This window comes from Nocardia sp. NPDC050718, from assembly GCF_040654235.1.
Lineage (GTDB): Bacteria > Actinomycetota > Actinomycetes > Mycobacteriales > Mycobacteriaceae > Nocardia.
This window is the reverse complement of record NZ_JBFAHQ010000001.1, coordinates 294,262-307,772: the sequence shown is the minus strand read 5'-3', so window position 1 is coordinate 307,772 and position 13,511 is coordinate 294,262. Positions and strand designations below refer to the sequence as shown.

The 13,511-nt window shown below is 68.6% G+C and carries 11 protein-coding genes; 7 read left to right on the top strand and 4 right to left on the bottom strand.

Going from position 1 to position 13,511, the window contains the following annotated elements; translation table 11 throughout:
* Positions 1-20: 20 nt before the first annotated feature.
* Genes AB0H54_RS01400 through AB0H54_RS01390 form a run of 3 tightly spaced genes read right to left on the bottom strand, consistent with a single transcriptional unit; the run spans position 21 to position 4,852 of the window.
* Positions 21-2,513: a phosphoribosyltransferase gene (locus tag AB0H54_RS01400; RefSeq protein WP_357342009.1), complete on the bottom strand. Its 2,493-nt coding sequence runs from the start codon at positions 2,511-2,513 to the stop codon at positions 21-23.
* Positions 2,510-3,721 (bottom strand): HpcH/HpaI aldolase/citrate lyase family protein, encoded by a 1,212-nt coding sequence (locus AB0H54_RS01395; RefSeq protein ID WP_355275134.1) that lies wholly within the window; start codon positions 3,719-3,721, stop codon positions 2,510-2,512. The genes AB0H54_RS01400 and AB0H54_RS01395 overlap by 4 nt, the downstream gene beginning before the upstream one ends.
* Before the next feature lie 42 nt (positions 3,722-3,763).
* The gene (locus tag AB0H54_RS01390; protein ID WP_357342008.1) at positions 3,764-4,852 is read right to left on the bottom strand and encodes a hypothetical protein; all 1,089 of its coding nucleotides are present in this window, start codon (positions 4,850-4,852) and stop codon (positions 3,764-3,766) included.
* Between the two features lie 321 nt (positions 4,853-5,173).
* Between AB0H54_RS01390 and AB0H54_RS01385 the strand changes: the two genes are divergently transcribed.
* Together AB0H54_RS01385 and AB0H54_RS01380 are read left to right on the top strand one after the other, a co-directional pair.
* Positions 5,174-5,749 (top strand): TerD family protein, encoded by a 576-nt coding sequence (locus AB0H54_RS01385; protein ID WP_355275138.1) that lies wholly within the window; start codon positions 5,174-5,176, stop codon positions 5,747-5,749.
* Positions 5,750-5,817: 68 nt separating this feature from the next.
* Positions 5,818-6,918, top strand: a complete 1,101-nt coding sequence (locus AB0H54_RS01380; protein WP_355275140.1) for a DUF475 domain-containing protein — start codon at positions 5,818-5,820, stop codon at positions 6,916-6,918.
* Positions 6,919-6,989: 71 nt separating this feature from the next.
* Here the strand turns inward: AB0H54_RS01380 and AB0H54_RS01375 are convergent, their stop codons facing one another.
* A complete protein-coding gene (locus AB0H54_RS01375) occupies positions 6,990-8,378 on the bottom strand; it encodes a hypothetical protein (protein WP_357342007.1) in 1,389 nt (462 codons plus the stop codon).
* Positions 8,379-8,548: 170 nt separating this feature from the next.
* Between AB0H54_RS01375 and rpsF the strand changes: the two genes are divergently transcribed.
* The 5 genes from rpsF (at position 8,549) to dnaB (ending at position 13,461) form a co-directional block, all read left to right on the top strand.
* Positions 8,549-8,836, top strand: a complete 288-nt coding sequence (gene rpsF / locus AB0H54_RS01370; RefSeq protein WP_022565973.1) for a 30S ribosomal protein S6 — start codon at positions 8,549-8,551, stop codon at positions 8,834-8,836.
* Between the two features lie 94 nt (positions 8,837-8,930).
* Positions 8,931-9,491, top strand: coding sequence for a single-stranded DNA-binding protein (locus tag AB0H54_RS01365; protein ID WP_218718404.1), 561 nt, complete (start codon positions 8,931-8,933; stop codon positions 9,489-9,491).
* 31 nt (positions 9,492-9,522) lie between these two features.
* Positions 9,523-9,774, top strand: a complete 252-nt coding sequence (gene rpsR / locus AB0H54_RS01360) for a 30S ribosomal protein S18 (protein ID WP_019050001.1) — start codon at positions 9,523-9,525, stop codon at positions 9,772-9,774.
* Positions 9,775-9,791: 17 nt separating this feature from the next.
* Entirely contained in the window at positions 9,792-10,244 is a 453-nt protein-coding gene (gene rplI, locus AB0H54_RS01355) for a 50S ribosomal protein L9 (RefSeq protein WP_355275146.1), read from the top strand.
* Positions 10,245-10,833: 589 nt separating this feature from the next.
* The gene (dnaB, locus tag AB0H54_RS01350; protein WP_357342006.1) at positions 10,834-13,461 is read left to right on the top strand and encodes a replicative DNA helicase; all 2,628 of its coding nucleotides are present in this window, start codon (positions 10,834-10,836) and stop codon (positions 13,459-13,461) included.
* Positions 13,462-13,511 lie beyond the last annotated feature (50 nt).

The following is a 13,511-nucleotide window of genomic DNA, read 5'->3' as shown; positions in this document are numbered from 1 at the left end:
GGCGAACAACGCGTCGGCGGTCACTGATCCAGCTCCTTGATCAGGCCCATGCAGCTGTAGGCCAGGTCGGGGACCACCTCCACCGGGACATTGCGCGCGGCCGCGAGCAGGCGGATGTGGGCGTGCTCGGGAGCATCGGCTTCGCGAACCAGCACCCGCCACGGTACCCGGCGCAGCAGCACGCGGGTCGTCTCACCGACCCCCGGCTTCACGAAATTCACTGTCGCCACACCGTATTCGGCCCGCACCCGCTCCACCGAAGCCCAGCCCGACCAGTCGGGCGTGCGGTCGGAGGCCTGGATCGCGGCGACCGCGGCGGGCACCTGATCGCGCACGGCGCCGAAGGCGGCCGTCACCGCGTCGAGCAGCTGGTTCGAGACATCGACGTCGGCGAGTTCGCGATAGAACTTCGCGCCGTGGAACTCGCCGGGGCCGATCAGGGTGTCGTTGAGGACGGTGCGCGAGACCAGGCCGGACACCGTGGAATTCAGGCACGCGGAGGCGATCAGGAAATCGTCGCGGGTGCCGTAGGTGCGCACCGAGTTGCCCGGATCGGCGAGCACGACCAGCTCGTCGTCGAACCGGGCGCCACCGGCGGCGTGATAGGCGTCGAGCGCCTCGGTGAGCTCCTTGGTGATGGCGCCCTTGCCGGTCCAGCCGTCGACGAACACGATCGAGGCCGGATCATGGTGCCGGGCCAGGTAATCCAGCGCCACCGCGTCGATGCCGCGATCGCGCACGATCGACACCGCGTAGTGCGGCACGGTCAGACTCGGCCTGCCGACACCACTGGCCAGCCACCGCCGCATGAGCACACCGACCGGCGTACCCGCCCTGGCCAGCGACACCAGCACGATGTCCTCGCCACGCTCGGCGACGACCAGCTCGGCCACCGTCGCCACCGCGAGCGCCAGCCGCTCCGCGCTCTCGGCGAGCACCCGGTCGAACAGCTCCCGGTACTCGGCGTCGGGCTGGTATTCGACGGGCAGCGATTCCGCGTAGTGGGCGACACCCGCCTGGATCCGCCGTTCGCGCTCGGCGACATCGGCTTCCAGGTCGGCGCCGGAGAGATCCTTGATCAGCCACGACACCTCGTCGGCGGCGTAGGAGCCGAAGTCGGGTCCGCGCAACGGTCGCGGGAGGGTATCCGCGTCGGGGGTCTGCTCGGACCCGGCCGCCTCCACCCCCACCGGGCGCACCGACGTGCGCGTCGTATGCAGTGCGCGCGGGTCGGCACCGGGGAGGACGGCGACCAGGACATCGGCGCCCGCGGCGGTCAGCACGTCGACCAGACCGCCCGCCGCCACGAGTTCGGGCGTATCGGCGGGCGGATCGAGGACGACCAGCAGGACCGGCGGCACCGCGCCATCGGGCCAGTGCGCGTTGTACAGGTAGCGCGCTGCGGTCGCGTCGGGTTCCGGCGCGTGGAACCGGAAGCCGCGTCGCAGCGGGTAGCCGGGCTCGTCGAGCACGTAGGCCGGTGAGCGCGTGGTGGTCTGGAAGCGGGTCGGCGTCCCCGCGTCCGCCAGCTCGGCCGCCAGCCGCAGCGGCAGGTACATCAGTTCCTCGTGCCCGAGCACGATCACCGGACGACCGGCGAACTCGGCGTCGAGGCGCGCCCGCACCTGCCCGGTGGCCGCCGTCAGCGCGAGGTCGAACGCGGCGACATCGGAATTCAGGATGCCGTGCCGTCCGCCTTCGGGAACATCGGCGGGCCAGGACAATTCGATCCGGCCCGACGAACCGCGCTGGGCCGCTGTCGGATTGAGCTGCGGTTCCGGCAGCGCGGTGACGGTCTCGATCAGGCCGTCGGGCAGCTCGGTGCGGCCCGCCGCCAGGCACACGGTGTCGATGCGGGCGCCGAGTTCGGCGGCGAACGCCTCGAACTTGGCGCGGTCGTCGGCGGTGCGCATGTCGACCAGCGAGGCGAGCACGTAGTGCGAGCGCGGCGCGAACGCGTGCAGGGCGCGCACGGCGTCGATGGCGGTGTCGCCGGTGGAGATCTCGTCGTCGACCAGCACCAGCGGCAGGTCGTTGACGAAGATGTCGGCGGGCGCGGGCTGGAGCAGGTGCGAGGTGGCGTGCGAATGCCCCTCCTCGAACCCGGTCAGCGTGGTGGCCCGCTCGACCTCGCGACGGGTGGAATGCAGGTAGCAGCCGGCGCCGATCCGCGCCGCCACACAGTGGCCGAGACCCGTCGCGGTCTCGGCGAAGCCGAGCACGACGGGTTCGCGGTCGCCGAGCACCGCGCGCACGAGGTCACCGAGCCGGTTGCCCGCGCCGATCACCACGCGCGGGTCGGTGGGCAGATGCTTGCCGAGCACGGTCGACACCAGCAGGTGCGCCCGGCGCGGATTGCGGCGCAGGCCCGGCTGCACCAGCGCGGCGATCGAGAGTTCGCCCGGCAGCGCGTCCTCGGCCGCCGACGCGGCGAACGACTCGCCGTGCCGCAGCTCGATGCCCAGATTCGCGGTCGCCCACGGTGTTTCGAGATCGAGGCCGAACGTGCTCATTCGGCGATCATCGCTGTCAGCAAATCCACGAAGGACACTCCCTTGTTCGCGACCCCGAACGCGCGAGCCCGGACCAGCGTCTGGCGGGCCCAACTGCGGTGCGGGCGCATCTCGTTCATCTTGTTGCGGTACTCCGAGGCCGCGACGCCGCCGACGTCGGCCTCCATGATGTGCAGCGCGTCGGCGTACTCCTCGTGCGTCACCACCGACAGCGCGTGCACCGCCGCCACGTGCGACGGGTGGATCACCGTCTTGCCCTGGATGCCGTTGGCGCGGTCCAGGGTGATCTCGCGCAGCAGGCCGTCGAGATCGCGGCTGACCAGGTACTGCCGGAACGGCACCGCGTCGGACTCCTCGAACGGCGCGGTCCGCAGCAGCGGCCGGAACATCCGCTCGTGATCGGCGAAGTACTCCCACACCGGTCCGGTGATGATGAATCCGGTGCCGTCGGCGCGGCCCAGGTAGTTCACGATGTCGGCGATCACGTCGGCGACCACGCGCACGTCGTAGATCGTGAGATCGCGGTCGCGGCGGATGCCGAAGGTCGAGCACATGTCGGTGGCGCCGATGCGCACCGCGAGCAGCTGGTCGCGGTGTTCGGCGAGCAGCTCGGCGATCCGCGAGAGCTGCTCGTCGCGGGTCTGGCGGTGCACCAGGTTCGCCGATTCGAGCACCGGCATGCCGTAGATCGGGCGGTCCAGCGTGCGCCGGGCGTCGTCGAGGGCGGCCAGGTAGGCGGGCCCGGTGACGGCGTCGAACTTGGGGAAGACGAACCCGGTGAGCACCTCGGCGCCCGGCCCGAGCGCACCGACCAGCTCGGTGACGGTCTGCGGATCACGCACCCGGACGAACAGCATCGGGTTCGGTTCCTCGCTGCGCGCGAGCAGATCCAGCGTCGCCACCGCGTGCTGCTTGGCGGCCTCCACCTGGTGGTCGGCGACGGCGTCCTCGAGGTCGATCACCATCGAGCAGACGCCGCGCGCCGCCCGTCTGCTGATCGTGGCGGCCAGATCGGGGCGGGTGGCGGGCACATACAGCGTCGCGCCGAGCGCGGTCGCCAGTAATTCCCGGTCGTCGGTGCCGACGATCGGCTCCGGTTCGACCAGGAAGAGTTCGCGGGACCTGGGCCCGCACAACTGCCGGAAGTGGCGCAGCGGAACCTGCTTACGCAGGCAAATCTCCGGCGCGACGGCGTACCCCGCGGTCATTCCCCCCACCTCATTTTCCGGGCCATCTCATGTTCTGGGTTCCTACGTGCTGTCGGTTCGTGCGGTTTTTCTCATGCGGTCGACCACGCCGGCGATGAACGCCGCGACGGTATCCAGTTCGGACACATACGCCCAATAGTCTGGATGACGACCCGTCAGTCCGGAAATGATGCGGTCGAGACGTTCGGCCTGCGCGTCGAGGACCGAGCCCCACTCGCCGACCAGTCCACGGTCGACCGCGAGCATCTGCGCGTCCCGCAGCCGGAATCGTACGGTGCGGGCGTGCGCATCGGGGTCGGCACGCACCTCGCGCAACAGTTCGAGGCGCCGGGTGACGGCGTCGACCAACTGCTCGGCCTCGGCGAGATGCTGGCGCGCGGTGGCGGTCAATTCAAGGGCGGTCTCCGGGTCGTGATCGGCAGCCGCGACACGCGCGCCCACCAGCGCCGTGTCCGCGGCGTCGATGCCGCGCCGGCTTTCCCGCTCATTGTTGGTCAAGTCCGCCGAACTCGCAGCGTTGAACTCACGCAGCAGGGCCGAGTAGGCCGGGCCGAGCGCGTCGGCCCGGTTGCGGACGGCCGCCAGCCTGGTCGTCACCGAGGCGATCGCGTTCGCCGCGGCCGACGCGCGAGAAGGGGCTTGCGCCAACGCATCCGACAGCTCCGCCGTCGCCTGCTGCACCTCCGCCGCGACCGTGCGCGCGGCCGCCACCGCCGCCAGCGGATCGGTCGTGGACGCTGTGATCAGAGCCTCATTCAGTCGCCTTACACCGGCCTCGATCGAGGGGTACGACGCGTAGCCGGACGACGCCGCCGCCGCGAGCACGCGCTCGGCCTCACCGCGCACCTGCGCCAGCAGCTGGGGCACCGCCGAGCGCACCCGGGCCGCCTCGGCCAGCTCCGCGCTGCGGGCGTGGTAGAACTCGTCGACCCCGCGCGCGGCCTCGTTGAGCTGGCGGACCAGCGCGTCGGCCCTGGCCGGGCCGTCGGCGACCGGCGTCCCGGCGGCCTCGGCGGCGTCGAGTTCGTCGGTGAAGCTCAGGTACGCGCCCGCCGCGGCGTAGCACCGCGCGCGCACCGGGTCCCAGAGCGCGCCGACCCGGCGGTCCGGGAAGACCTGATCGCTGGCCACCACACCCGCCTCCGCCGCCGTCTGCCGTCGATCCATGTCGAGGAAGGCGGCCGACGCCGCGGCGCGCGCCCCACTGATCCACTCATGGTCCGCCCCCGATCTGAACCAGCCGCGTCTGCGAGGTGTCACCGGCACATCCCCTTTCCGAACCGCGCGGCGACCCGACCACGCACTGCCCCGATGGTAGGAGATTCCCCGCGTTCACCAGGGCTCCAGCTCGTTCCTACGCAAGATCCGCGAAACCTATTACTGTCGTAGCCGTACCCGGCGATTCGGACATGCTGGGAAACGACACACCGGACTAACCGAAGGGATTCCCGCATGGGTGTCAGTCTGTCCAAGGGCGGCAATGTCTCGCTGACCAAAGAGGCCCCGAACCTGACCGCGGTCGCGGTCGGCCTCGGCTGGGACGTGCGCACCACCACCGGCACCGACTTCGACCTCGACGCCAGCGCGATCGCGACCGGCGCCGACAAGAAGGTCGTCTCCGACAAGCACTTCGTGTTCTTCAACAACCTGAAGTCCCCCGAGGGTGCCATCGAGCACGCCGGCGACAACACCACCGGTGAGGGCGAGGGCGACGACGAGGTCATCAACGTCGACCTGGCCAACACCCCGCCGACCATCGAGAGCATCTTCTTCCCCGTCTCGATCTACGACGCGGAGACCCGCTCGCAGTCGTTCGGCCAGGTGCGCAACGCCTACATCCGCGTCGTCGACCGGGCCAACGGCAACGAGCTCGCCCGCTACGACCTGTCCGAGGACGCCTCCACCGAGACCGCTATGGTCTTCGGCGAGCTGTACCGCAACGGCGCCGAATGGAAGTTCCGCGCCATCGGACAGGGCTACGCCTCCGGCCTGGCCGGTATCGCCCGCGACTACGGCGTCAACGTCTAGTCATCGTCGCGAACAGGGGGCTCGCCTGATGGGCCCCCTGTCCGTGTGACACAGAAAGGTCCCTCCGCGTGATTACGCGCATCTTCGGTATGTCGGTCGTCATCACGGTCCTCTCGCTGGTCGTCGCCTTCCTCTACGGTGGCCCGACCGCGCTGGCACTGTGTGCGATCCTCGGTATTCTCGAGGTCTCGCTGTCGTTCGACAACGCCGTCATCAACGCCACCGTCCTGGAACGGATGAGCGAGTTCTGGCAGCGGATCTTCCTGACCGTCGGCGTCATCATCGCCGTGTTCGGCATGCGACTGGTGTTCCCGCTGGCCATCGTGTGGATCACCGCCGGGCTCGGTCCGATCGAGGCGTTCGATCTGGCCCTCAACCCGCCGCCGGACGACGCCGCCTACTTCCCCGACGGCAGCCCCAGTTACGAAACCCTGCTGACCGACGCGCACCCGCAGATCGCGGCGTTCGGCGGCATGTTCCTCGCGCTGCTGTTCCTGAACTTCATCTTCGAAGAGCGTGAGATCACGTGGCTGAGCTGGCTGGAGCGCCCGCTGGCCAAGGCGGGCAAGCTCGACATGCTCTCGGTGGTCGTCGCGGGCACCGGCCTGATCCTGACCGCCGAGTTCCTGGCCAAGGACGAGGATCGCTCCACCGTGCTGGTCGCGGGCCTGCTCGGCATGATCGTCTACATCGCGGTCGACGGTCTCGGCTCGATGTTCCACACCGAGGACCTGGAGAGCTCCGGCCCGTCGACCCTGGTCAAGGCCACGGGTAAGGCCGCGTTCTTCATGTTCCTCTACCTCGAGGTCCTCGACGCGTCGTTCTCCTTCGACGGCGTGATCGGCGCATTCGCCATCACCTCCGACCCGATCATCATCGCGCTGGGCCTCGGCTTCATCGGCGCCATGTTCGTCCGGTCGATCACGGTGTACCTGGTCCGCCAGGGCACCCTGTCGGAGTACGTGTACCTCGAGCACGGCGCCCACTGGGCGATCGGCGCGCTGGCCGCGATCCTGCTCGTCTCCATCGGCATCCACGTCGACGAGCTCATCACCGGCCTGATCGGTGTCGCCTTCATCGGCGCCGCGTTCATCTCGTCCATCATGCGCAACCGCAAGAACGAGCCCGACGCGATCGACGAGTCGAAGGAAACCGCCCCGGTCAGCTGATCGAGCAGCGGCAGTACCGAAGCGACAGCGGCGGCGGATCCCGGATCGGGACCGCCGCCGCTGTCGTCGGCTCAGGCGACCGGTTGCAGTTCGCGTGCGGCGGTGGCGGTTTCGACGGGCGCCGCGGTGCGGCGGCCGCGCAACGCCGCGCGCAGGAACAGGAAGAACAGGGCGATGAGCAGGGCGGTGCGGAGCCAGACACCGAACTGGACGATGCCTTCCATCAGGTCGACCCCCTCGCCCTCGCCGAGCGCGGCGAAGTAGCGGAAGACGCCGATGCCGACCGCCGCGTCGGCGACGAGGTAGGCCGCGACCAGCGACCACGGGACCTCGAGCAGGACCAGGAACGGAATTATCCACAGGGTGTACTGGGGTGAGTGGACCTTGTGGAAAAGCATGAATCCGCACAGCATCGCGCCGCTCACGCCGACCCACGGGAACGGCGAGGTGGGTGTCCAGCGGCGCACGCCGAGCCACATCGCCAGCCCGAAGGACGCCAGGATCAGCGCCGGTGAGGCGACGGCGACCATGTCGTGCCAGGTGGCGGTCGTCTCGGCGTCGCGGCCGAAGATCAGCGGGTGGCCCCAGTACCAGATCGAATTGGTGGTGATGTCGGCCTGGCGCAGCTGCTGGAAGGTGATCGAGGCGCGCCACCCGTCGACCCCGGCCACCATGAACGGCAGATTCACCGCCGCCACCGTGCCCATCGCCGCCAGCAGCGTCTGCGCGGCGCCCGCCACATCGAGCTCACGCAGCCTGCGCGGGCCGCGCGGCGCGCCCTCGGTGAGCACGTACATGGCCAGCGGGAGCACGAAGATGCCCGGATAGAGCTTGAGGCAGAAGCCCAGCGCGAGCAGCACCGCGGCGATGATCCCGCGGGTGCGCACCGACAAGCCGGTCAGCATGGTCATCACGTAGACCGCGGCGACCGCCGTGCACACCACCGGCAGTTCCCAGTTGTGGAAGGCGTAGAGCACCAGCGGCGGCCCGATCGCCCACAGCAGCGCGGCCGGGCCCGCCAGCCTGGCCAGCATCCAGGCCGTGAGCAGGGCGAACGGGGTGAGCAGCAGCGCCGAGTGCCAGAGGAAGTCGGCGTCGTTGGCGACCCCGATCGCACCGGCCCACATGAGCACGCCGCTGAGCACCGGGTACTCCACCGCGCCGCCGGTGAGCGCGCCGTCCTCGGTGATCCCGCCGTCCACGTACGGGAAGACGTGGTTGTCGATCTCGCGGCCGAGCCAGAGGAACTGGATATCCGAATAGCAGACATCCGAATCCTTGCGGACATCGAATATCAGGCTGCGACCGGATTCATCGATCGCGCCGCCCGCGCACCGCGCCTTGTTGGCATAGGCCAGCGCGAGGGTGAGCCCGCACAGCAGCACGACGAGAAATGTCAGCGCCGTGGCCCGCGCCGCGCCGCGTGCTGCGCGCTGCTGCGAGTCGGCGGCTGTGGTCATGGCGACCACAGTATGCGGCGACACGCCGATCACCCGTGCGTACCCGCGGCGAAGATCGATTTCGCTGCTCAGGGCCCGCTCATGTAGCCTTACCGGGTTGCTGACGCAACGAACCCTCCTGCCATGGAAAGTCCATGGCCGTTTCCTAGTCCACAGGAGGTGATTGGTCCGTGCGTCATTATGAAGTGATGGTCATCCTCGACCCCAGCCTGGACGAGCGCATCGTCGGGCAGTCCCTGGATAACCTGCTCAACGTCGTCAAGACCGAGGGCGGCAAGGTCGACAAGGTCGACATCTGGGGCCGTCGTCGGCTCGCCTACGAGATCGCCAAGCAGGCCGAGGGCATCTACGCGGTCGTCGAACTGACCGCGACCCCGGCCACCGTGAGCGAACTCGATCGCCAGCTGGGCCTGAACGAGACGGTGCTGCGCACCAAGGTTCTGCGCAACGACAAGTAGTCCGCAGAGCAAACTCTCGTTTTCGTCGGTGCCTGTCTTTAGGCTCTAGCGCGACAGCGAGACGCGGACTGCACCCCGAGCAGGAGGAACCCCCATGGCAGGCGACACGGTCATCACCGTCATCGGAAACTTGACGGCAGACCCTGAGCTTCGTTTCACGCCCGCGGGCGCAGCGGTGGCGAATTTCACCGTCGCTTCGACTCCCCGCGTGTTCGATCGCAATTCGAACGAATGGAAAGACGGCGAGGCCCTGTTCCTGCGCTGCAACATCTGGCGTGAAGCAGCGGAGAACGTCGCCGAGAGCCTGACCCGAGGCGCTCGCGTGATCGTGAGCGGACGGCTCAAGCAGCGCTCCTACGAAACCCGCGAGGGTGAGAAGCGCACGGTCGTCGAACTCGAGGTCGACGAGGTCGGCCCCTCGCTGCGCTACGCGACTGCCAAGGTCTCCAAGGCCGGTCGCGGCGGCGGAGGCGGTGGCTTCGGTGGCGGTTCCGGCAATGCCGGTGGTGGTGCAAGCGCAGGCGGCTACAACGCCAACAACGGCGGCGGACAGTCGGGCGGCGGAAACGCCGGCAACGACGATCCGTGGGGTAGCGCGCCCGCGGCCGGCTCCTTCGGGGGCGGCGGCCGCATGGATGACGAACCGCCGTTCTGAGGAACGGCACTCATAGTACGGAGAGAAGACCATGCCTAAAGCGCCCGCGCGCGAAAAGGTGCTGAAGAAGAAGGCTTGCACTTTCTGCAAGGAGAGCAAGTCCGGAATCGTCAATATCGATTACAAGGACACCACGCTGCTGCGTAAGTACGTCAGCGATCGCGGCAAGATCCGCGCCCGCCGCGTCACCGGCAACTGCGTCCAGCACCAGCGTGATATCGCTGTCGCCGTCAAGAACTCGCGTGAGGTGGCCCTGCTGCCTTACGTGTCGACCGCTCGCTGAGAAAGGGAGTCAGACAGATGAAGCTCATCCTCACCGCTGATGTCGACAACCTCGGTGCCCCGGGCGATCTCGTCGAGGTCAAGGACGGCTACGGCCGCAACTACCTGCTGCCCCGCGGCCTGGCCATCGTGGCCACCCGTGGCGCCCAGAAGCAGGTCGAGGGCATCCGCCGGGCGCAGGACGCCCGCAAGGTGCGCGACCTCGATCACGCCAACGAGCTGAAGCAGGCCATCGAGGGCCTCGAAGCGGTCTCGCTGGCCGTGAAGACCGCCGACAGCGGCAAGCTGTTCGGTTCGGTCACCACCGCCGATGTCGCCGCCGCCATCAAGGCCGCCGGTGGCCCCGTGGTGGACAAGCGCAGCATCGAGCTGCCGAAGTCGCACATCAAGGCGACCGGCAAGCACGGCATCGTGGTGCACCTGCACCCCGATGTGGCTGCCAAGTTCAACCTCGAGGTTGCCGCGAACTGAGTTCGCTGAGAACCACCCCCGTGTTCGACACGGGGGTGGTTTCTCGTTGCCTTTTCACGGCCGATTCGGCGATAACTGACCGATAGCCGAAGATCGCTCCCGTGCAGGTCACCAAAGGCGGCCGACGGTCGGCAATCCGCTGACCTCCCGTTATTCGGCCTGTGGATGGTTGCGGAAACCGACCGGCAGATTTGTGACTCCAGTCATAGCCTGCACCATCGCTGTTTACCCAACACGCCCGGCCGTTCACCTTGACCGACACGCCGGAACTTCTTTCATCCACAGGTGGAGAGTTGGGTAAAACGGGGCCTAGCAGGGCGTTCCACCGCACTGACCTGGGTTTTCCCCACGTTTTCCACAGGAGCTGCACAACACTGGGTGAACTACCCCCAAGTTATCCACAGTTGTGTGCACATATCGGGTTGGCGGCGCCCGGAAACGTCGCTTAGGTTCGTCGCATCGCCCTGCGCGCGGCCCCGGGAATCACGCAGGCAACCGATTGCTGACATCCGTGTCGGTGCCCGGGAGTACAACGAGTTCATCGATGTGAAACCCCCGGTTCTGCGGGCAGAGAGGACGGTCGATTCTGGTGACTACCACCGGTGACCGCGCGCATACGGACTTCCCGCCCGAGCCCCCCGGCGAGGACTTCGGACGCCAGCCCCCGCACGACATGGCCGCGGAGCAGTCCGTCCTCGGCGGCATGCTGCTGAGCAAGGACGCCATCGCCGACGTGGTCGAGGTGCTGCGCCCCGGCGACTTCTACCGCCCCGCCCACCAGGCCGTCTACGACACCATCCTCGACCTGTACGGCCGCGGCGAACCCGCCGACCCCGTCACCGTCGCGGCCGGTCTCGACCGCCGCGGCGAGCTCAAGCGCATCGGCGGCCCGCCGTACCTGGTCACCCTGACCCAGACCGTGCCCACCGCGGCCAATGCCGGCTACTACGCCGAGATCGTCGCCGAGAAGGCCATCCTGCGCCGCCTCGTCGAAGCGGGCACCCGCATCGTCCAGTTCGGCTACGCGGGCGCCGACGGCCAGGACGTCGCCGAGGTCGTCGACCGCGCCCAGGCCGAGATCTACGAGGTCACCGAGCGCCGCACCACCGAGGACTTCACCCCGCTGGAAGAACTCCTCCAGCCCACCATGGACGAGATCGACTCCATCGCCTCCCGCGGCGGCATCTCCCTCGGCGTCCCCACCGGCTTCACCGAACTCGACGAACTCACCAACGGCCTCCACGCCGGCCAGATGATCATCGTCGCGGCCCGCCCCGGCGTCGGTAAGGCGCTGGCGCTGGACACCCCGCTGCCGACACCGACCGGGTGGACGACAATGGGCGAGGTCCGCGTCGGTGACGAACTGCTCGACGCCGACGGTCACCCCACGCGAGTGGTCGCGGCGACCGAGGTCATGACCGACCGGCCCTGCTACGAAGTCGAATTCTCCGACGGGACAGTGCTCGTCGCCGACGAGCAGCACCAGTGGCTCACCGACACCCGGGAATCCCGGCGTTCCGCGCAGGAAGCGGCAGCGGGCCGACCGCGGCGCCATCCGGTCACCCCCGGGGTTCGCACCACCGCCGACATCGCGAACACGCTGCGCTGCACGACCGCGGACCGGCGACTCAACCACTCCGTCACCAACACCCGGCCGCTACAGCTGCCGACGAGGGACCTGCTGGTCCCGCCGTACACCCTCGGCGCCTGGCTCGGCGACGGCACCTCCGCGGCCGCGCAGCTCACCTGCTTCGACCCGGAGATCGTCGCGCGGATCGAGGGCGAAGGCATCGTCGCGACGCCCTCGCCGTCCGCGCCCGGCCGCTACCAGCTGACGCTGCCCGCCCCCGAACCGGTGCGGGCGCGTACCTGCGTCGTGTGCGGTGGCGAGTTCGTGCCGTTCACCAGCGAGGTCCGCACCTGCGGCCGTTCCTGCGGTGGGAAAGCGCGATTCGTTTCCGAGCCCGTCCCGGCGCCGACCTGCGCCGAGTGCGGGGGTCCGTCGATCGGCCTTCGGCTGTGCCAGGCGTGCCGGAACTCGGTGGGCAGTGTGCAGGCGCGGCTGCGCACCCTCTCGGTGCTGGGCGACAAGCACATCCCGAGCGAATACCTGCGCGCGTCCGAAGCGCAGCGCCGGGCGCTGCTGGCCGGGCTGCTCGACACCGACGGGACCGTCACGCACGGCGGGTCCGTGCAGTTCGCCGTCACCGACGAACGTCTGTTCCGCGACGTCGAGGAACTCGTCGTCGGTCTCGGTTACCGCTGCGGAGTCACCACCAGGCGGGTGCGCGGGCGGACCGAACAGTCCTCGACCTGCTACACCCTCACCTTCGCCACCGACGACGAGGTCTTCGGCTTGTACCGGAAGGCGCTGCTGCACAAGGAGCGTCGCGCCTCGCACAGCACCGCCCGGTCCGATGCGCGGTACATCGTGGACGTACGCCGCATCGAATCCGTACCGGTGCGCTGCGTCGAGGTCGACAACGCCGATCACCTGTATCTGGCGGGCCGCTCGATGGTGCCGACCCACAACTCCACGCTCGGTATGGATTTCATGCGGAGTTGCTCGATCAAGCATGGGATGGCGAGTGTCATCTTCTCGCTCGAGATGAGCCGGACCGAGATCGTCATGCGTCTGTTGTCGGCGGAGGCGAAGATCAAGCTCGGTGATATGCGGTCGGGGCGGATGAGTGACGACGACTGGACCAAGCTGGCTCGGCGGATGAGCGAGATCAGCGAGGCGCCGTTGTTCGTCGACGATTCACCGAACCTGACCATGATGGAGATCCGGGCCAAGGCGCGACGGCTCAAGCAGCGGCACGATCTGAAACTCGTGGTGGTGGACTACCTCCAGCTGATGAGCTCGGGCAAGAAGGTCGAATCGCGACAGCAGGAAGTCTCGGAGTTCTCGCGACACCTCAAGCTGCTGGCCAAGGAACTCGAAGTTCCGGTGATCGCGATCTCGCAGCTGAACCGTGGTCCGGAGCAGCGAACAGACAAGCGCCCCATGGTGTCCGACCTCCGCGAGTCCGGCTCGCTCGAGCAGGACGCCGACATGGTCATCCTGCTGCACCGCCCCGACGCCTTCGAACGCGACGACCCCCGCGGCGGCGAGGCCGACCTCATCGTCGGCAAGCACCGTAACGGCCCCACCGCCACCATCACCGTCGCCCACCAGCTGCACCTGAGCCGCTTCGTCGACATGGCCAGGGGCTGACCCGGACGGGATCTGGTTGGTATCCGCAGTCAGGGTTTATCGGTGGCCGA

What these genes read in the sequence shown, in the direction of transcription:
- AB0H54_RS01400 (WP_357342009.1), bottom strand. Translation starts at nt 2,513, where the DNA reads ATGAGCACGTTCGGCCTCGATCTCGAAACACCGTGGGCGACCGCGAAT.
- rplI (WP_355275146.1), top strand. Translation starts at nt 9,792, where the DNA reads ATGAAGCTCATCCTCACCGCTGATGTCGACAACCTCGGTGCCCCGGGC.
- AB0H54_RS01395 (WP_355275134.1), bottom strand. Translation starts at nt 3,721, where the DNA reads ATGACCGCGGGGTACGCCGTCGCGCCGGAGATTTGCCTGCGTAAGCAG.
- AB0H54_RS01385 (WP_355275138.1), top strand. Translation starts at nt 5,174, where the DNA reads ATGGGTGTCAGTCTGTCCAAGGGCGGCAATGTCTCGCTGACCAAAGAG.
- rpsR (WP_019050001.1), top strand. Translation starts at nt 9,523, where the DNA reads ATGCCTAAAGCGCCCGCGCGCGAAAAGGTGCTGAAGAAGAAGGCTTGC.
- AB0H54_RS01365 (WP_218718404.1), top strand. Translation starts at nt 8,931, where the DNA reads ATGGCAGGCGACACGGTCATCACCGTCATCGGAAACTTGACGGCAGAC.
- AB0H54_RS01375 (WP_357342007.1), bottom strand. Translation starts at nt 8,378, where the DNA reads ATGACCACAGCCGCCGACTCGCAGCAGCGCGCAGCACGCGGCGCGGCG.